Origin of the sequence: Iamia sp., from assembly GCF_035575815.1 — a bacterium.
Lineage (GTDB): Bacteria > Actinomycetota > Acidimicrobiia > Acidimicrobiales > Iamiaceae > Iamia.
In genome coordinates this window covers 1-17,465 of record NZ_DATLXO010000035.1, presented here as the reverse complement: position 1 = coordinate 17,465, position 17,465 = coordinate 1, and the positions used below count along the sequence as shown (strand labels likewise).

The 17,465-nt window shown below is 68.9% G+C and carries 16 protein-coding genes, 1 tRNA gene and 1 pseudogene; all 18 read right to left on the bottom strand.

The genetic code is table 11. From position 1 onward, the window contains the following. Positions 1 to 244: GTP-binding protein (locus tag VNL12_RS03280; protein WP_325591463.1), on the bottom strand; the 244-nt coding region annotated here is incomplete at its 3' end. 98 nt (positions 245 to 342) lie between these two features. Further along, positions 343 to 2,424, bottom strand: a complete 2,082-nt coding sequence (gene fusA / locus VNL12_RS03275) for an elongation factor G (protein WP_325591462.1) — start codon at positions 2,422 to 2,424, stop codon at positions 343 to 345. A gap of 146 nt (positions 2,425 to 2,570) precedes the next feature. Beyond that, entirely contained in the window at positions 2,571 to 3,044 is a 474-nt protein-coding gene (rpsG, locus tag VNL12_RS03270) for a 30S ribosomal protein S7 (protein ID WP_325591460.1), read from the bottom strand. Beyond that, on the bottom strand, positions 3,044 to 3,235 hold the full coding sequence (locus VNL12_RS03265; RefSeq protein WP_325591459.1) for a hypothetical protein: 192 nt from the start codon (positions 3,233 to 3,235) through the stop codon (positions 3,044 to 3,046). Before VNL12_RS03265 ends, rpsG begins: the two co-directional genes overlap by 1 nt. Before the next feature lie 4 nt (positions 3,236 to 3,239). Beyond that, a complete protein-coding gene (gene rpsL / locus VNL12_RS03260; protein WP_325591458.1) occupies positions 3,240 to 3,611 on the bottom strand; it encodes a 30S ribosomal protein S12 in 372 nt (123 codons plus the stop codon). Between the two features lie 199 nt (positions 3,612 to 3,810). Further along, positions 3,811 to 7,836: a DNA-directed RNA polymerase subunit beta' gene (locus VNL12_RS03255; RefSeq protein WP_325591456.1), complete on the bottom strand. Its 4,026-nt coding sequence runs from the start codon at positions 7,834 to 7,836 to the stop codon at positions 3,811 to 3,813. A 76-nt stretch (positions 7,837 to 7,912) separates the two neighbouring features. Then, the gene (locus tag VNL12_RS03250; protein ID WP_414654839.1) at positions 7,913 to 11,596 is read right to left on the bottom strand and encodes a DNA-directed RNA polymerase subunit beta; all 3,684 of its coding nucleotides are present in this window, start codon (positions 11,594 to 11,596) and stop codon (positions 7,913 to 7,915) included. A 260-nt stretch (positions 11,597 to 11,856) separates the two neighbouring features. Next, positions 11,857 to 12,240: a 50S ribosomal protein L7/L12 gene (gene rplL, locus VNL12_RS03245; RefSeq protein ID WP_325591453.1), complete on the bottom strand. Its 384-nt coding sequence runs from the start codon at positions 12,238 to 12,240 to the stop codon at positions 11,857 to 11,859. 2 nt (positions 12,241 to 12,242) lie between these two features. Then, entirely contained in the window at positions 12,243 to 12,941 is a 699-nt protein-coding gene (rplJ, locus tag VNL12_RS03240) for a 50S ribosomal protein L10 (RefSeq protein WP_325591451.1), read from the bottom strand. A 219-nt stretch (positions 12,942 to 13,160) separates the two neighbouring features. Next, positions 13,161 to 13,865, bottom strand: coding sequence for a 50S ribosomal protein L1 (gene rplA / locus VNL12_RS03235; RefSeq protein WP_325591449.1), 705 nt, complete (start codon positions 13,863 to 13,865; stop codon positions 13,161 to 13,163). A 213-nt stretch (positions 13,866 to 14,078) separates the two neighbouring features. After that, the gene (rplK, locus tag VNL12_RS03230) at positions 14,079 to 14,504 is read right to left on the bottom strand and encodes a 50S ribosomal protein L11 (RefSeq protein ID WP_325591448.1); all 426 of its coding nucleotides are present in this window, start codon (positions 14,502 to 14,504) and stop codon (positions 14,079 to 14,081) included. Between the two features lie 155 nt (positions 14,505 to 14,659). Next, entirely contained in the window at positions 14,660 to 15,469 is an 810-nt protein-coding gene (nusG, locus tag VNL12_RS03225; RefSeq protein WP_349257787.1) for a transcription termination/antitermination protein NusG, read from the bottom strand. 52 nt (positions 15,470 to 15,521) lie between these two features. After that, positions 15,522 to 15,821 (bottom strand): preprotein translocase subunit SecE, encoded by a 300-nt coding sequence (secE, locus tag VNL12_RS03220; protein WP_325591446.1) that lies wholly within the window; start codon positions 15,819 to 15,821, stop codon positions 15,522 to 15,524. 35 nt (positions 15,822 to 15,856) lie between these two features. Further along, a tRNA-Trp gene (locus VNL12_RS03215) sits at positions 15,857 to 15,929 on the bottom strand. Between the two features lie 88 nt (positions 15,930 to 16,017). Further along, the gene (locus VNL12_RS03210) at positions 16,018 to 16,392 is read right to left on the bottom strand and encodes a hypothetical protein (RefSeq protein ID WP_325591445.1); all 375 of its coding nucleotides are present in this window, start codon (positions 16,390 to 16,392) and stop codon (positions 16,018 to 16,020) included. A gap of 16 nt (positions 16,393 to 16,408) precedes the next feature. After that, a complete protein-coding gene (locus VNL12_RS03205) occupies positions 16,409 to 17,044 on the bottom strand; it encodes an RNA polymerase sigma factor (RefSeq protein WP_325591443.1) in 636 nt (211 codons plus the stop codon). A gap of 66 nt (positions 17,045 to 17,110) precedes the next feature. Beyond that, a complete protein-coding gene (gene rpmG, locus VNL12_RS03200) occupies positions 17,111 to 17,275 on the bottom strand; it encodes a 50S ribosomal protein L33 (protein ID WP_325591442.1) in 165 nt (54 codons plus the stop codon). A 49-nt stretch (positions 17,276 to 17,324) separates the two neighbouring features. After that, positions 17,325 to 17,465: pseudogene (locus tag VNL12_RS03195) on the bottom strand (elongation factor Tu); the annotation flags it as partial.

Below are 17,465 nucleotides of genomic sequence, written 5' to 3'. Positions count from 1 at the left end.
CCACATGAGCGTAATGACGATTCGCCGTCTCATACTCCACATGAGAGATGTTGATCGTGATCCCCCGCTGACGCTCCTCCGGAGCCTTGTCGATCATGTCGAACGGCGTGAACGCCGTCGTCGAATCCGCCTCATGCAACGCCTTGGTGATCGCGGCGGTCAACGTCGTCTTGCCGTGATCGATGTGACCCATCGTCCCGATGTTCAGATGCGGCTTGTTCCGCTCGAACTTCTGCTTGGCCATGGGTGCATTGCTCCTTGAAACGATTCTGTGCGGTGGTGGACGTGGACCGGGGCGCCGCCCCGGCGGAAGAACCAGGGGCGCGGGCCCCGTGGGTGGGGCTACTCGCCCCGGATGCGCTTGACGATCTCTTCCTGGATGGAAGCGGGCGTCTGCTGGTAGGAGTCGAACTGCATCGTGTACGTGGCCCGACCCTGGGTCCGCGAACGCAGGTCGGTAGCGTAACCGAACATCTCCGACAGGGGCACGGTGGCGGTGACCACCTGGCTGCTGCCCCGCTGCTCCATGCCGCCGATCTTGCCGCGGCGTGACGAGAGGTCGCCGATCACGTCACCCATGTAGTCGTCGGGGGTGACGACCTCGACGGCCATGATGGGCTCGAGCAGGACGGGCTTGGCCTTGCGGGCCGCCTCGCGGAAGCCGGCGGTGCCGGCGATCTTGAACGCCATCTCCGAGGAGTCGACGTCGTGGGCCGAGCCGTCGACGAGCTTGGCGCGCACATCGACGGTCGGGAACCCGGCGAGCACGCCGGTGGTCATCGCGGCCTGGATGCCGGCATCGACCGAGGGGATGAACTCGCGCGGGATGCGGCCGCCGGTGATCTTGTCCTCGAACTGGTAACCGCCGCCGGGACCGGTGGGCCCGAGCTCGATCACGATGTGGGCGAACTGGCCGGTGCCGCCGGTCTGCTTGACGTGGCGGTAGACAACCTTTCCGGTGTCCTCGGTGATCGTCTCGCGGTAGGCCACCTGCGGCTTGCCGACGGTGGCGTCGACGTTGAACTCCCGCAGCATGCGGTCGACGAGCACCTCGAGGTGCAGCTCGCCCATGCCCGAGATGACCGTCTCGTTGGTCTCCTCGTCGGTGCGGACCTGGAACGTGGGGTCCTCCTCGGAGAGGGAGTAGAGGGCCTTGCCCATCTTGTCCTGATCGGCTTTGGTCTTGGGCTCGACGGCGACGTGGATCACCGGCTCGGGGAACTCAAGGCGCTCGAGGACGACACCGGCCTTCTCGTCGCACAGCGTGTCGCCGGTGCGGGTGTCCTTGAAGCCGATGCCGGCCACGATGTCACCCACGGCCACGCGGTCGAGGTCCTCACGGTTGTTGGCGTGCATGAGCAACAGCCGGCCCACCCGCTCCTTCTTGGAGGTGCGGGAGTTGAGCACGGTGCCGCCCTTGTCGAGCGAACCCGAGTAGACGCGGAAGTAGGTGAGCTTGCCGTGGGGGTCGGCGACGATCTTGAAGGCGAGGGCCGCGAAGGGCTCATCGACGCGCGGCTTGCGCTCGACCTCCTCGTTGCCCTTCATGGTGAGCCCTTGCACCGGCAGGGTCTCGAGCGGCGAGGGCAGGTAGTCGACCACCGCGTCGAGCAGGGGCTGGACCCCCTTGTTCTTGAACGCGGAGCCGAGCAGCACAGGCACCACACCGTGGTGGATCGTGGCCTGACGGATGACGGCCCGGATCTCGGCCGCGGTGACCTCCTGGTCCTCGATGATCTTCTCCAGGAGGACGTCGTCGTACTGGGAGACGACGTCGAGGAGCTTCTCGCGGTAGGTGTCAGCCTGCTCCTGGAGCTCGGGCGGGATGTCGGTGGTGTCGAACTTGGCGCCGAGCTCTTCGTCGTGCCAGACGACGGCCTTCATCTCGACCAGGTCGATCACCCCGGCGAAGTTGCCTTCCGAACCGATCGGCAGCTGGACGATGGCGATGGTCGCGTCGAGGCGGTCGAGGATCGAGTCGACGGCTTTGAAGAAGTCGGCCCCGAGGCGGTCCATCTTGTTGACGAAGCACATGCGGGGCACGTGGTACTTGTCGGCCTGCTTCCAGACCGTCTCGGTCTGGGGCTCGACGCCGGCCACGCCGTCGAAGACGGCGACGGCGCCATCGAGCACGCGGAGCGAGCGCTCGACCTCGACGGTGAAGTCGACGTGACCCGGCGTGTCGATGATGTTGATGCGGTGGTCGCGCCAGAAGGTCGTGGTGGCGGCGGAGGTGATGGTGATGCCCCGCTCCTGCTCCTGGGCCATGTGGTCCATGACCGCGGCGCCCTCGTGGACCTCACCGATCTTGTAGCTCTTGCCCGTGTAGTAGAGGATCCGCTCGGTCGTGGTGGTCTTGCCCGCGTCGATGTGGGCCATGATCCCGATGTTGCGGTAGTGCTCGAGGGGGACGTTCTCAGCCATCTCTTGGTCTCTGTTCTGGCGGCGGGGCCCCTGGGGGCGGCGTGCGGGGGGTGGTTCGTCTGGTGGTCCGGACATGCGTCGACCGGGCGGCGGCTGAGCCGGGCCCGGTCGGTCACGATCCGAGACGTGGCCCGGTGGGTCGGGGCCTACCAGCGGTAGTGGGCGAAGGCCTTGTTCGACTCGGCCATCTTGTGGATGTCCTCACGGCGCTTGACCGCGGCACCGATGCCGTTGGAGGCGTCGAGGATCTCGTTGGCGAGGCGCTCGGCCATGGTCTTCTCGCGACGCTGCCGGGCGTAGCCCACGAGCCAGCGGACCGCCAGCGTGGTGGAGCGACGGGGGCGGACCTCGATGGGCACCTGGTAGGTGGCGCCACCGACGCGGCGGCTCTTCACCTCGAGCTGGGGCTTGATGTTCTCGACGGCCCGCTTCAGGGTGCCGATCACGTCGTCGGTGCCGGTCTTCTCGGTCACGATCTCGAGCGCCTGGTAGACGATGCGCTCGGCGAGCGACCGCTTGCCGCGCTGCATGATCTTGTTGACGAGCTGGGTGACCAGGAGCGAGTGGTGCACCGGATCCGGGATGAGCTCGCGCCGAGGCGCAGGTCCCTTGCGGGGCATCAGAGGTTCTCCTTGACGTCACGGTTGCCGGCCGACACAGCGCCACTTCGTGGCGAGGGCGCCGTGCCCATGGTTCGCTCGCTGCGCTCGCTCAGCAAGAGGTTCTCCTTCACGTCACGGTTGCCGGCCGAGAGAGCGCCACTTCGTGGCGAGGGCGCCGTGCCCATGGTTCGCTCGCTGCGCTCGCTCACGGGTTCAACCGCCCTTCTTGGCGCCGTAGAGGCTGCGCGCTTGCTTGCGGTCCTTGACGCCGGAGGCGTCGAGGGTGCCCCGGACGACCTTGTAGCGGACGCCGGGGAGGTCGCGGACCCGGCCTCCGCGCACGAGGACCATGGAGTGCTCCTGCAGGTTGTGGCCCTCACCGGGGATGTACGCGGTGATCTCGACGCCGCTGGTGAGACGCACGCGCGCCACCTTCCGCAGGGCGGAGTTCGGCTTCTTGGGGGTGAAGGTGTAGACGCGGGTGCACACACCACGCCGCTGGGGCGCGCCCCTCAGAGCCGGCGTCTTGCCCTTGGCGGGCTTGCTCTGCCGACCCTTGCGGACCAGCTGCTGGATGGTGGGCACGAATGGGAACCTTCTTGTGCTCAGGCGGGTGCAGCCCTGGGGCGAATCCGCCACCGGGCCGGCCGGCCATGCTACGGGCGCCCGCCTGGCCGCATCAACTCCGTGCCCCCGGAGGGGGTCGGGCTGGGTCGCACGGACGGGGCGGGACGCGACGAGGGCGCCCCCGGAGGGACGCCCTCGTCGCAGTGGAGGGCCGGGTTCAGCCGGCCAGGCCGTCGCCGGAGTCGGGCACGACGGCCAGATCGGCTCCGTCGGCGGCCGCGCCGCCATCGGTCCGGTCGCCCTGGATGTCGGCCAGGTACTGCGAGGCATCGAAGTGCTCATCGGCGAAGCCCTCGCCGCCGTCGGAGGAGTAGAACGCCATCGGCTCGTACTCGGGGGCGTGGGTGCCGATGTCCTTGTACTGCGACAGGCCCGTGCCGGCCGGGATGAGCTTCCCGATGATGATGTTCTCCTTCAGCCCGAGCAGGGAGTCGGACTTCGACTCGATGGCGGCCTCGGTGAGCACCCGGGTGGTCTCCTGGAACGACGCCGCCGAGAGCCACGAGTCGGTGGCCAGCGACGCCTTGGTGATGCCCATGATCTCGTCACGGGCCTCGGCCGGAGCCTTGCCGTCTTCGACCATCACCCGGTTGCTGTCGCGGAACGCCTTGCGGTCGATCCGCTCGTCGGGCAAGAAGTCCGACTCGCCCGGGTCCGACACCGCCACGCGCCGGGTCATCTGGCGCACGATCAGCTCGATGTGCTTGTCGTGGATCGACACGCCCTGGTCGCGATACACCCTCTGGACCTGCTCGACGAGGTAGTTCTGCGTCTCGCGCAGGCCCTTGATCTCGAGCAGCTCCTTCGGGTCACGGGGGCCGGGGACGATGGCGTCACCGGCGACGACCTCCTCGCCGTCGTTGACGTCGAGGCGGGCCTGGATCGCGATGGTGTGGACCTCCTCGGACCCGTCGTCGGAGACGACGGTGACGACCCGGCCCTTGCCCTCGTCGTCACCGATGCGGATGACCCCTGAGGTGCGGACCAGGGTGGCCTTGCCCTTCGGGCTGCGGGCCTCGAAGAGCTCCACCACTCGGGGCAGACCGCCGGCGATGTCGCCGCCGCCGCTGCCCACCGCGCCACCGGTGTGGAAGGTCCGCATGGTGAGCTGCGTGCCGGGCTCACCGATGGACTGGGCGGCGATCACGCCGACCGCCTCACCCAGCTCGATGGAGCGCCCGGTGGCCAGCGAGCGGCCGTAGCACTTGGCGCAGACGCCGAACTCGGCGTCGCAGGTGAGCGGCGAGCGCACCCGCACCCGGTCGACGGTCTCGTCGTCGCGCATGGCGGCCATGAGGTGCTCGTCGACCGGCGTGTCGGCCGCGATGGTCGTCCCGTCCGCGAGCGTCACGTCGACCGCGAGGCAGCGACCGAAGAGGGCCGTCTCGAGGTAGGTGCGCTTCAGGACGTCGGTCGGCTCGACCTTGACCGCGCCGACGTAGGTGCCCTCGACCGAGAAGTAGCCGTCGGGCCACACGTTCTCGACCCACGTGCCACGGACGGGTCCGCCGTGGCGGCAGTCGTCCTCACGGACGATGAGCTCCTGGGCCACGTCGACGAGGCGACGGGTGAGGTACCCGGAGTCCGCGGTGCGCAGGGCCGTGTCGACCAGCCCCTTGCGAGCGCCGGGGGTGGCGATGAAGTACTCGAGCATCGCCAGGCCCTCACGGAAGTTCGACTTGATCGGCCGGGGGATCATGTCGCCACGAGGGTTGGCCACCAGGCCCCGCATGCCCGCGATCTGGCGGACCTGCATCATGTTCCCGCGGGCGCCGGAGCCGACCATCATCTCGATGGGGTTGAACTGCTCGGCGCGGAGGCCGGTCTCCATCTCGCGTCGCACCTCGTCGGTGGCCGCGGTCCAGATCTCGACCTCCTTCTGACGCCGCTCACCGTCGGTGATGACGCCCTTGCGGAACTGGTCCTCGACCTTCTGGGCCCGGACCTCGTGGGCCTCGAGGATGCCGGCCTTGCTCTCGGGCGTCTTCACGTCGTCGACCGAGATGGTGATGCCCGACTTCGAGGCGTACCGGTAGCAGAGGTTCTTGATGGCATCGAGGCTCGTGGCCACGACGGCCTTGGGGAAGTCATGCGCGAGCTCGTCGACGATCTGGCCCATGACCTTCTTGTCGACCCGCTCGTTGACGAAGTGGAAGTCGGGCGGCAGGGCATCGTTGAAGATCAGACGCCCCGGGGTGGTCTCGAAGTCGTCGACGCGGCGCTCACCGTCGTCATCGACGGTGACGGAGCGCAGGGTGATCGGAGCGTGCAGGGCGATGTGGCGGTCCTCATAGGCTCGCTCGACCTCGTGGAGGTGCCGGAACGTGCGGCCCTCACCGAGGGCGCCCTCGACCCGCTCGGTGAGGTAGTAGCCACCGATGATGAGGTCCTGGGTCGGCGTCACGAGCGGACGCCCGTGGGCGGGCGAGAGCACGTTGTTGGCCGAGAGCATCAGCACCCGCGCCTCGGCCTGGGCCTCGGCGGACAGGGGCAGGTGGACGGCCATCTGGTCACCGTCGAAGTCCGCGTTGAAGGCGGTGCACACCAGGGGGTGGATCTGGATGGCCTTGCCCTCGACCAGCACCGGCTCGAAGGCCTGGATGCCGAGGCGGTGCAGGGTGGGCGCCCGGTTCAACATGACCGGGTGCTCCTTGATGGCCTCCTCGAGGACATCCCACACCTGGGGCCGCCGGCGCTCGACCATGCGCTTGGCCGACTTGATGTTCTGGGCCAGCTCGGCGTCGACCAGCTTCTTCATGACGAACGGCTTGAACAGCTCGAGGGCCATGATCTTGGGCAGGCCGCACTGGTGCAGCTTCAGGGTCGGGCCGACGACGATGACCGAACGGCCGGAGTAGTCGACGCGCTTGCCGAGCAGGTTCTGGCGGAACCGGCCCTGCTTGCCCTTCAACATGTCCGAGAGCGACTTGAGCGGACGGTTGCCCGGACCGGTCACCGGCCGACCGCGACGGCCGTTGTCGAACAGCGCGTCGACGGCCTCCTGCAGCATGCGCTTCTCGTTGTTCACGATGATCTCGGGGGCACCGAGGTCGAGGAGGCGCTTGAGGCGGTTGTTCCGGTTGATGACCCGGCGGTACAGGTCGTTGAGGTCCGAGGTGGCGAAGCGGCCACCGTCGAGCTGCACCATCGGGCGCAGCTCGGGCGGGATCACCGGCACCACGTCGAGGATCATCGCCCGGGGGTCGTTGATCCGACGGCCGTGGTCGTCACGGCGGTTGAACGCGGCGACGATCTTCAGGCGCTTGACGGCCTTCTGCTTGCGCTGGGCCGAGAGGGGCTTGCGGCCCTCCTGAGGGTCGAGCGCCTCGCGGAGCTTGACCTCCTCGACGTCGAAGTCGATGCGGTCAATGAGCTGCTTGATGGCGTCCGCGCCCATGCCACCCTCGAAGTAGTCGCCGTAGCGGTACACGAGCTCGCGCCACAGCATCTCGTCGTCGAGGATCTGGCGGGCGAAGAGCTTCTGGAACTCGTCGAAGGCGCGATCGAGGCGCTCGAGCTCCTCGTCGTACTGCTCGCGGATGACCGCCTGGTCCTTGTCGAAGGCCTTGAGGCGCGCCTTGATGTCGGAGTCCTTGGCCCCGTCGGACTCGAGCTTGGCGACCTCGCCCTCGTGATCCTCGAGCCGGCGGGCCAGCTCGACGTCGCGCTGCTGCTCGATCTCTTCGCGCTCGGCGATCTTCTCGGCCTCGAGGTTGGGCAGGTCCTCGTGGCGACGATCCTCGTCGACCCACGTGACCAGGTTGGCGGCGAAGTAGATGACCTTCTCGAGCTGCTTGGCCTTCAGCTCCTCCTTCACCTCGGTGCCCATGAGGAGGTAGGCCAGCCACGACCGGGTGCCGCGGAGGTACCAGATGTGGACGACGGGCGCGGCCAGCTCGATGTGGCCCATGCGCTCGCGCCGGACCTTGGAGCGGGTCACCTCGACGCCGCAGCGCTCGCAGATGATGCCCTTGAAGCGCACCCGCTTGTACTTGCCGCAGTAGCACTCCCAGTCCTTGGTGGGACCGAAGATCTTCTCGCAGAACAGGCCGTCCTTCTCGGGCTTGAGCGTGCGGTAGTTGATCGTCTCGGGCTTCTTGACCTCGCCGTTGGACCAGGTGCGGATGCTGTCCGCAGTGGCCAGGCCGATCTTCAGCTGGTCGAAATCATTGACATCCAGCATCAGCAGGAGGTCCTTTCCCCGCCGAGACCGGCGGGCAGCAGTGTGGTGGGGGGCAGCGGGAGGGTGGTGATCGAGATCAACGGACGGCGCCGGCGCGGCGGTCGTCGTCATCGTCGGAGCCGCGCTCGGGGCGGGAGAGATCGATGCCGAGCTCCTCGGCCGTGCGGAACACGTCCTCGTCGAGCTCGCGCATCTCGATCTCCTCACCGGAGGAGGCCAGCACCTCCACGTTCAGGCACAGGGCCTGCATCTCCTTGATGAGCACCTTGAAGCTCTCGGGGATGCCGGGCTCGGGGATGTTCTCGCCCTTGACGATGGCCTCGTAGACCTTCACCCGTCCGAGGACGTCGTCGGACTTGATGGTCAGGAGCTCCTGGAGGCAGTAGGCGGCGCCGTAGGCCTCGAGGGCCCACACCTCCATCTCCCCGAAGCGCTGGCCGCCGAACTGGGCCTTGCCGCCCAGCGGCTGCTGGGTGATCATCGAGTACGGGCCGGTCGACCGGGCGTGGATCTTGTCGTCCACGAGGTGGGCCAGCTTCAGGATGTACATGTAGCCCACGGTGATGGGCTTGTCGTAGGACTCCCCGGTGCGCCCGTTGTAGAGGGTCGTCTTGCCGTCGGGGCAGATCAGCCGGCCACCGTCGCCGTACTCGTCGTGGACGGACTCGGGGTTCAGGTTGGTGAGGGCCTGCTGGATGGTGGCGTGCTTGCCGGCCTGGTCCTCCTCGTCCCAGTGGGCGCCGTCGAAGACGGGCGTGGCGATGAGGGTGGAGGGTCGGGTCGTGGGCCGGGTCTTGGCCTCGGTGCCGCGGATGGGCGCCTCGCCGGTACCCGGTCGCACGCCGCTGTCACCGGTGACCTCGGTCCAGCCCCAGCGCGCCGCGTAGCCGAGGTGCGCCTCGAGGACCTGGCCCACGTTCATGCGCGACGGCACACCGAGCGGGTTGAGGATGATGTCGACGGGGGTGCCGTCGGCCAGGAAGGGCATGTCCTCGACGGGGAGGATGCGTGAGATGACGCCCTTGTTGCCGTGGCGCCCGGCGAGCTTGTCGCCGACGGAGATCTTGCGCTTCTGGGCCACGTAGACCCGCACCAGCTCGTTCACGCCGGGGGGCAGCTCATGGCCGCCCTCGCGGGTGAAGACCCGGACGTCGATGACCTTGCCCGACTCGCCGTGGGGCACCTTCAGCGAGGTGTCACGGACCTCGCGGGCCTTCTCGCCGAAGATGGCCCGCAGCAGGCGCTCCTCGGGGGTGAGCTCGGTCTCGCCCTTGGGCGTGACCTTGCCCACCAGGACGTCTCCGCCGTCGACCTCGGCGCCGACGCGGATGATCCCGCGCTCGTCGAGGTCGGCGAGGATGTCCTCGGAGAGGTTGGGGATGTCGCGGGTGATCTCCTCGGGGCCGAGCTTGGTGTCACGAGCGTCGATCTCGTGCTCGTGGATGTGGATCGACGTGAGCACGTCGTCCTTCACCAGGCGCTGGCTGAGGATGATGGCGTCCTCGAAGTTGTAGCCCTCCCACGGCATGAAGGCCACGAGCAGGTTCTTGCCCAGGGCCAGCTCGCCGTTGTCGGTCGAGGGGCCGTTGGCGATGATGTCGCCCTGCTTGATCTTCTCGCCCTCGGCGACGACCGGACGCTGGTTGATGCAGGTGTCCTGGTTCGACCGCTCAAACTTGAGCAGCTTGTAGACCTTGCGACCGGCGGTGGCGTACTCGACGGTGATGTGGGTGCCGTCGACCTCGGTGACGAGGCCGTCGTCGATGGCGATCAGCATGTCGGCCGCGTCGCGGGCCGCCTTGGCCTCGATGCCGGTGCCGATGTAGGGCGCCTCGGCTCGCAGCAGGGGCACAGCCTGGCGCTGCATGTTGGCGCCCATGAGGGCCCGGTTGGCGTCGTCGTGCTCGAGGAACGGGATGAGCGACGTGGCCACCGAGACGATCTGCTTGGGCGAGACGTCCATCATCTGGACCTCGGTGCCGGGCACGGCGGAGATCTCCGTGGTGGCGCCGAAGAAGACATCGCGCTCGAGCTGGAGCTTCAGCTCGCCCAGGGTCGCGGCCTGCGGCGAGCGCCGCACCAGCACCCGATCATCGGCGAAGGTGCGGTCGTCGTTCAGCTTGGCGTTGGCCTGGGCGACGACGTACTCCTCCTCCTCATCGGCGGAGAGGAAGACGATGTCGTCGGAGACCACGCCGTTGTTGACCTTGCGGTATGGCGACTCGAGGAACCCGAAGCTGTTGACCCGGGCGTAGGTGGCGAGGTAGCCGATCAGGCCGATGTTCGGGCCCTCGGGGGTCTCGATCGGGCACATGCGGCCGTAGTGGCTGAAGTGCACGTCGCGGACCTCGAAGCCGGCCCGCTCACGGGAGAGGCCACCCGGTCCGAGCGCCGAGAGGCGGCGGCGGTGGTTCAGCCCCGAGAGGGGGTTGACCTGGTCCATGAACTGGGAGAGCTGGCTGGTGCCGAAGAACTCCTTGATGGCGGCCACGACGGGACGGATGTTGATCAGCGACTGGGGCGTGATCGCCTCGACGTCCTGGGTCGTCATGCGCTCGCGGACGACCCGCTCCATGCGGGACAGGCCGATGCGGACCTGGTTCTGGATCAGCTCGCCCACCGACCGGATGCGGCGGTTGGCGAAGTGGTCCTGGTCGTCGAGGCGGTATCCGGGCTCGGCGTCGACGAGGTGCAGGAGGTAGGTGGTGGCGGCCAGGACCTCGCAGCGTGACAGCACCGTCTGGTCGGGGAGGGCGTCGGGGTCGAGGGCCACGGCCTCCTCGGAGGTGGTGGGCCGGTCGAGCTCGAGCATGGGGAAGGTCTGCTCGAGCCAGTTGAGCTCGTTGCCGAGCTTGCGGTTGAGCTTGTAGCGCCCGACGCGGGAGAGGTCGTAGCGGCGGGGCTCGAAGAAGGCGTTGCGGAAGTAGGCCTTGGCCGACTCGACCGAGGGCGGCTCGCCGGGGCGGGCCCGCTTGTAGATCTCGACCAGCGCCTCGTCCTGGGTGGGCGCAAGCTCGCGATCCTTCTCGAACTGGCCCTCGAGGAAGTCGAACTCGCGGACGAAGGCCTCGAGGAAGCCGGGGGCCTGCTCCTCGTCGTAGCCGAGGGCCCGGAGCAGCACGAAGAGGCTGAGGCGGCGCTTGCGGGCGACGCGGGTGCCGGCGGTGACGTCCTTGCCCGGCTTCTGCTCGACGTCGAACTCGATCCACTCCCCTCGGTAGGGGTGGACGGTGCCGGTGACGAGCTGGTGCTTGGACAGGTTGCGGAGGCGGAAGCGCTCGCCGGGCTGGAAGATCACGCCGGGCGAGCGGACGAGCTGGGAGACCACGACCCGCTCGGTGCCGTTGATGATGAAGGTGCCCTTCTCCGTCATCATGGGGAAGTCCCCCATGAACACGGTTTGCTCCTTGATCTCACCGGTGTTCTGGTTCATGAACCGGGCGCGCACGAAGATCGGCGCCGCGTAGGTCATGTCCTTCTCTTTGCACTCCTCGACCGTGAACTTGGGCTCGGGCCGCAGGTCCTCATCGGTGGGGTCGAACTCGAGCTCCAGCTGGAGCGTCTCGGTGAAGTCCTTGATCGGGGAGATGTCCCGGAAGGTGTTGGCCATGCCGTGGGCCAAGAACCAGTCGAACGACTTGCGCTGGATGGCGATCAGGTCGGGGAGCTCGAGGACCTCATCGAGGTTCGCGAAGGAGTAACGGTCCCGAAGGATGGGGCGGGCAGACAAGGACGTCTCCTCGGATGGCGGGGCGATCACGCGACGATGGCCGCACTGGTGCCCACGATTCCCAGGCCGGAGGAGAGGGGATCGAGGCGAGCAGTCACGGCAACAGACCACACTAGGGGTCGACGTGCCCGGGGAGCAACCCGCGCGCCATGGTGCCGGACCGGCTCGCACGCCGGCCCTCAGAAGTTCCGCGCACAGTAAGCCGCCTCGCCCGGAAGGTCAAGGATCTCCCGCCGCCCGCGCTCAGCAGGAAGGGGCGCGGCCCGGCCCACCCCTGATCCCGGCGTGGGTTACTTGAGCTCGACCTCGGCCCCTTCGGCGACGAGGGCGTCCTTGGCCTTGTCGGCATCTTCCCTGGTCGCCTTCTCGAGGACGGCCTTCGGGGCCGCGTCGACGAGGTCCTTGGCCTCCTTGAGGCCCAGGTTGGTCAGAGCGCGGACGGCCTTGATGACGCCGACCTTCTTCTGGCCGGCGCTGGTCAGGACGACGTCGAACTCATCCTTCTCCTCCTCGACGGCCTCACCGCCGCCTCCGGCGGGCGCAGCCGCCATGGCGACCGGCGCCGCCGCGGTGACGTCGAAGCGCTCCTCGAACGCCTTCTTCAGCTCCGACAGCTCCAGCACCGTCATGCCGGCGATGGCGTCGAGGATGTCGTCAGTGGTCAGGGTGGCCATGGTCAGCTCTCCTCAGTCTCGGCCGACTCGGCCGGGGTCTCGTTCCCGGCGTCAGCCGGAGGGGTGGTGTCGTCGGCCGGGGTGGCCGACGGGGTGGCCGGATCCTCGGCCGGGGGGGCCGGATCCTCGACCGGGGTGGTCTCGTCCGCCGCGTCCGGCGTCGGGGTCTCGGGGGCGCCGGGCGCCCCGCCGGCGGTGACGAGGGCGCCGAGAGCGTAGGAGAAGCTGCGGGGCACGGCGTCGAGCAGGCTGGCGAACTGCTGCATCGGGGCGGCGAAGAGGCCGGCGATCTCCGAGAGCAGCTGGTCGCGGCCGGGGAGGTCGGCCAAGGTCTTGATGTCATCGGGGCCGAGCACCACGGTGCCGAGCAGACCGCCCTTGACGACCAACGCCGGGTTGGTGCGGGCGTAGTCCCGCAGCGCCTTGGCCACGCCGGCGGCATCGCCGTCGACGAAGGCGATGGCGGTCGGCCCGGTGAGCATGGGTTCGATGTCGAGGCCACGCTCCTGGGCCGCCAGGCGCACCAAGGTGTTCTTGTAGATCTTGTAGGTCCCGCCGGCGGCTCGCATGGCGGCGCGCAGCTCAGCCAGGGCGGCCACGCCGAGGCCGCGGTACTCGGTGAGCACGGCGGCTTCGGCGGCGTCGAAGCGCTCGCCGACCTCGGTCACGACGGCGACCTTGTCAGCACGGGGGTTGTCCACGGCTCCTCCTCTCTCGGTCCGAGGCGTTCCCGGGCGGAACGCGCAAAGGGTGTCCGCACCGTTCGCGCGAACACCCTCGGAGGAACGTTGTCCCCCGCCTCATCTGGTGGACTGGTGTCCTTTACGCACCCGGGGGTGCACCGGAGGTCTTCGGCGAGCGATGACTCGATTGTCAGCCCGGGGACGGTACCGGTCGACGGGGTGACGGGTCCAAACGGCCTAGTCGTCCTCGACCGGGTGGATGCGAGCCGGGTCGACCTTGATGCCGGGGCCCATGGTCGACGATAGTCCCACGCGTCGCAGGTAGCGCCCCTTGGACGAGGCCGGCTTGGCGCGGTGCAGCTCGTCGACGACCGCCCGCAGGTTGAGGGCCAGGTCGCTGGCGTTGAAGCTGGCCTTGCCCACCGGGACGTGGACGTTGCCGTAGCGGTCGGTGCGGTACTCGACCTTGCCGCCCTTGAAGTCGGCGACGGCCTTGCCCACGTCGGTGGTGACGGTGCCGGTCTTGGGGTTCGGCATCAGACCGCGCGGTCCGAGGACCCGCCCGAGGCGGCCGACGGTCGGCATCATGTCGGGGGTGGCGATGGCGACGTCGAAGTCGAGCATGCCTCCCTCGACCTGGGCGGCAAGGTCGTCGGAGCCCACCAGCTCGGCGCCCGCGGCCCGGGCCGCATCAGCGGCGTCCCCCGCGGCGAACACCGCGATGCGCACGTCGGTGCCGGTGCCCGCGGGCAGGCCCACGGTCCCGCGGACCATCTGGTCCGCCTTGCGGGGGTCGACGCCGAGGCGGATGCTCAGCTCGACCGTCTCGTCGAAGCCGGCGGTGGCCAGCGTCTTGGCCAGGTCGATGGCCTCGTCAGCCGAGTGCAGGTTGTCCCGGTCGAACCGCTTGGTCGCATCGGTGTAGCGCTTGCCCTTCGCCATGGTGGTGGCTCCCTCGTTGCTCGGGCCCGGGGCGAGGTCCTCCCCGGTGCCAGTTGTGGATGTGGATGTCGGCGTCAGCCGATTCGCTCAGGGTGGTGGGTGGGGTCGGTGGACGTGGATGTCGGCGTCAGCCGATGCGCCGGCCGATGCGCTCAGGGTGGCGGGTGGGGTCGGTGGGCGTGGGATGGTTGCCGGAGCCCTCGGGGACCGCGGTCAGCGGACCTCGAGGCCCATGGAGCGGGCCGTGCCCTCGACCTGCTTGACCGCAGCCGCGAGGTCGTGCGCGTTGAGGTCGGGCAGCTTGGTCTCGGCGATCGATCGCACCTGGGCGGCGGAGACCCGGCCGGCGCCCTCGCGCCCGGGGGTCTGGGAGCCCTTGGGGATCCCGGCGGCCTCGCGGAGCAGGACCGGCGTGGGCGGGGTCTTGGTGACGAAGGTGAACGAGCGGTCCTCGTACACCGTGATCTCGACCGGGACGATCGTTCCCCGCTGGGCTTCGGTCTGGGCGTTGTAGGCCTTGCAGAAGTCCATGATCGCCACGCCGTGGGGGCCGAGGGCGGTGCCGACGGGTGGCGCCGGGTTGGCCTGACCGGCGGGGATCTGGATCTTGACGACGGCCGTGACCTTCTTCTTGGCCATGGTGACCTACTCCTCGTGGGCGAACAGCAGCGGTGCCGCTCGGGTCTCAACAGATCGGCCACCGCCGAGGGGCGGCGCCGAGGGGACAGGGAAGGATACGGGGGTGGAGGCGCCGGGCGCCACCTGGCCACAGCCGGAAGGGCCCGGCCCGACGCTCAGAACTTGGCGACCTGGGAGAAGTCGAGCTCGACCGGGGTCTCGCGGCCGAAGATGTCGACGAGAACCTTGACCTTCAGCTGGTCCTCGTTGATCTCGACGATCTCGCCGGAGAAGTTGGCGAAGGGGCCTTCCTTGACCCGGACGGTCTCCCCCAGCTCGTGCTCGAGGCGGGCTCGACCCCTCTTCGACGGGAGGTCGTCGGAGTCGTCCTTGACCGACAGGAAGGTCTCGACGTCGCGCCGCGGCAGCGGGGAGGGCTTGTTGCCGGCTCCGACGAACCCGGTGACACCCGGCGTGTTGCGGATGACGTACCAGGAGTCGTCGTCGAGCATGCAGCGCACCAGCAGGTAGCCGGGGAACATCTTCTTCTGGACGACCTGCTTCTTGCCGCTGCGGATCTCGACGACGTCCTCCATGGGGATGACGACCTCGTGGATGCGGCCCTCCATGTTCATCGACGAGGTGCGGGCCTCGAGGTTCTGCTTGACCTTCTTCTCGTAGCCCGACTGCGTGTGGACCACGAACCAGCGCCCCGGTCGGTCGAACGGGCTCTCCACCGGCGCCGCCTCCTCCAGGAGGCTCTCGACGTCGATGACCTCACCGGTCTCGGGGTCGACCCCACCAGGCGCGGCGACCACCGCAGCCTCCGCGTCGACAGGCTCCCCCGGATCGCTCGGTGGGACCTCCGCCTCGCCCGCATCGGGGGTGACGGTGCCCGGCGACTGGGTGTCGACCGGAGACGCGGGGGCATCGGTCTCGGCCGTGTCGTGCGACGGGTTCGGCTCGGGGTCAGTCAGAAAGCTCACCGGTGGGTTCTCCCGGGGATCGGCGTGGTCGCGCAAGACGCGTGGGGCCCGGTCACGCGTCGTAGACCCACAGCACGGCCCTCGCCAGGCCGAAGTCGGCCCCGGCGATGAGCGCGGTGAGCACCACGATGGTGATGAGCACGATGATCGAGTAGTTGGTCGTCTCGACCCGGCTGGGCCAGTTGACCTTGCGCATCTCGGCGCGGACCTCGCGAACGAACTGGCGAGGCTTGGTCCGTTGGTCCTTGGGGCGGGGCGCGCTGGGCGGACGACGGGTGGCCTTGGGGCTGCCGTCGGCGTCGAGCGCTCCCTGCTTCTGGAGCATGCGCTTCTGTTCACGGTTCATCGCCATGGGAGGCACCTGACGAGCGGGGTGGGCGGACGGAGCAGGGCAGGAGGGACTCGAACCCACAACCGCCGGTTTTGGAGACCGGTGCTCTGCCAGTTGAGCTACTGCCCTCTGCGGGACATCTCCGGCTGGGTCGGCCGGAAACAGGCCCGGGCGAGACTAGCAACCGCGTCGCGAGTCTCCCACTCGGGTTCCGGGCTCAGCCCGCCAGGGGCAGCCGGCGGCCCTTCGTGCGAGTGGCCAGCACGATGGCTCCGGCCGCGCCGGCGGCGGCCGTGGCCGCAGCCAGGCCCCCGATGTACGCGGCCCGCCGGCCGGTCAGCAGCGAGCGGATGGCGTGGCGTTCACTTCCCTCCTCGATGTGGGCCAGCACCTCGGTGACCAGGCCCGGCGACGGCTCGAGCACCTCGGTGCGCAGAGACCGCAGAGCGCGCAGCACGCGCCGGTGCTGCACCAGGTCGGCCTGGCACCGCAGGCACCCGTCAACGTGGCGGCGGGCGCCACGATCGAGCGCACCGTCGTCGGAGGCCACGGTGGCCAGCTGCTCGGTCAGGTCGTCGCAGGCGACGCGCATCAGCTTGCCTCCCCCATCAGTGGTCCTCCCCATCCGGCCGCTCGCCCGGCTCGCGAGCGGGGAACAGACGCTCCTTCACCTTCCGGCGGGCCCGGTGCAGGCGCACCTTGGCCGCGGATTCCGAGATGCCCAGCTCAGCCGCGATGGCCTCGTGGGGCAGGTCGTAGACATCGCGGAGCACCACCACGGCGCGGAGCTTGGGGGGCAGCTCCTCGAGGGCCGCCGCCACCCGCGTGCGCAGGTCCGACGCGTCGGCCTGGGCCACCGGGTCGAGCTCCGGACGGGTGTCGACGACCACGAGGTCCTCGGCGAGCTCCTCGTGACGGTGGCGTCGGCGCCGGCCCAGCTGGGTCGAGGCGCAGTTGGCGGTGATGCGGTACATCCAGGTCGAGAAGCGGGCCTCGCCCCGGAACCGCCCGATCGACCGGTAGGCGCGGAGATAGGCCTCCTGGACGACGTCGCGCGCGTCGTCGTCGTCGCCCGTCAGCCGGCGGGCCAGCGTGTAGGTCTCGACGTGGGTGGCGTTCACGAGCTCCTCGAAGGCCTTGTCGTCACCGGCCTGGGCCCGGGCCACCAGCGCCGCCATCGCTTCGGGGTCCGAGCGGGGGTCGCGGGCGTGAGATCCGGGACTGGTGCCGGCGTCGGTCACCATCGGGGGTCAGACCCCCATCGAGGAGCGGTCGTTACCCATCGGGAGGCGGGGTCGAGCCCGAGACCCTCAGCGCGTCTCCTTGTGGACCGTGTGGGTGCGCTCCCAGCGGCAGTACTTCTTCATCTCGATGCGCTCGCGGTCGTTGACCTTGTTCTTGGTGGTGATGTAGTTGCGGCGCTTGCACGTCGTGCACTCGAGGGTGACGTGCACCCGCTTGTCGTTCCTGGCCATCGGGCTCTGCTCTCTTTGGTTTGGGTCGACGGGGGCCGAACCCGGCGGGCTACTTGATGATCTTGGTGACGCGGCCGGCGCCGACGGTGCGACCACCCTCACGGATGGCGAAGCGCAGACCCTCATCCATCGCGATCGGGTTGATCAGCTCGACGTGGATCGTCGTGTTGTCCCCCGGCATCGCCATCTC

What these genes read in the sequence shown, in the direction of transcription:
- fusA (WP_325591462.1), bottom strand. Translation starts at nt 2,424, where the DNA reads ATGGCTGAGAACGTCCCCCTCGAGCACTACCGCAACATCGGGATCATG.
- rpsG (WP_325591460.1), bottom strand. Translation starts at nt 3,044, where the DNA reads ATGCCCCGCAAGGGACCTGCGCCTCGGCGCGAGCTCATCCCGGATCCG.
- VNL12_RS03255 (WP_325591456.1), bottom strand. Translation starts at nt 7,836, where the DNA reads ATGCTGGATGTCAATGATTTCGACCAGCTGAAGATCGGCCTGGCCACT.
- rplL (WP_325591453.1), bottom strand. Translation starts at nt 12,240, where the DNA reads ATGGCCACCCTGACCACTGACGACATCCTCGACGCCATCGCCGGCATG.
- rplA (WP_325591449.1), bottom strand. Translation starts at nt 13,865, where the DNA reads ATGGCGAAGGGCAAGCGCTACACCGATGCGACCAAGCGGTTCGACCGG.
- rplK (WP_325591448.1), bottom strand. Translation starts at nt 14,504, where the DNA reads ATGGCCAAGAAGAAGGTCACGGCCGTCGTCAAGATCCAGATCCCCGCC.
- secE (WP_325591446.1), bottom strand. Translation starts at nt 15,821, where the DNA reads ATGGCGATGAACCGTGAACAGAAGCGCATGCTCCAGAAGCAGGGAGCG.
- VNL12_RS03210 (WP_325591445.1), bottom strand. Translation starts at nt 16,392, where the DNA reads ATGCGCGTCGCCTGCGACGACCTGACCGAGCAGCTGGCCACCGTGGCC.
- VNL12_RS03205 (WP_325591443.1), bottom strand. Translation starts at nt 17,044, where the DNA reads ATGGTGACCGACGCCGGCACCAGTCCCGGATCTCACGCCCGCGACCCC.
- rpmG (WP_325591442.1), bottom strand. Translation starts at nt 17,275, where the DNA reads ATGGCCAGGAACGACAAGCGGGTGCACGTCACCCTCGAGTGCACGACG.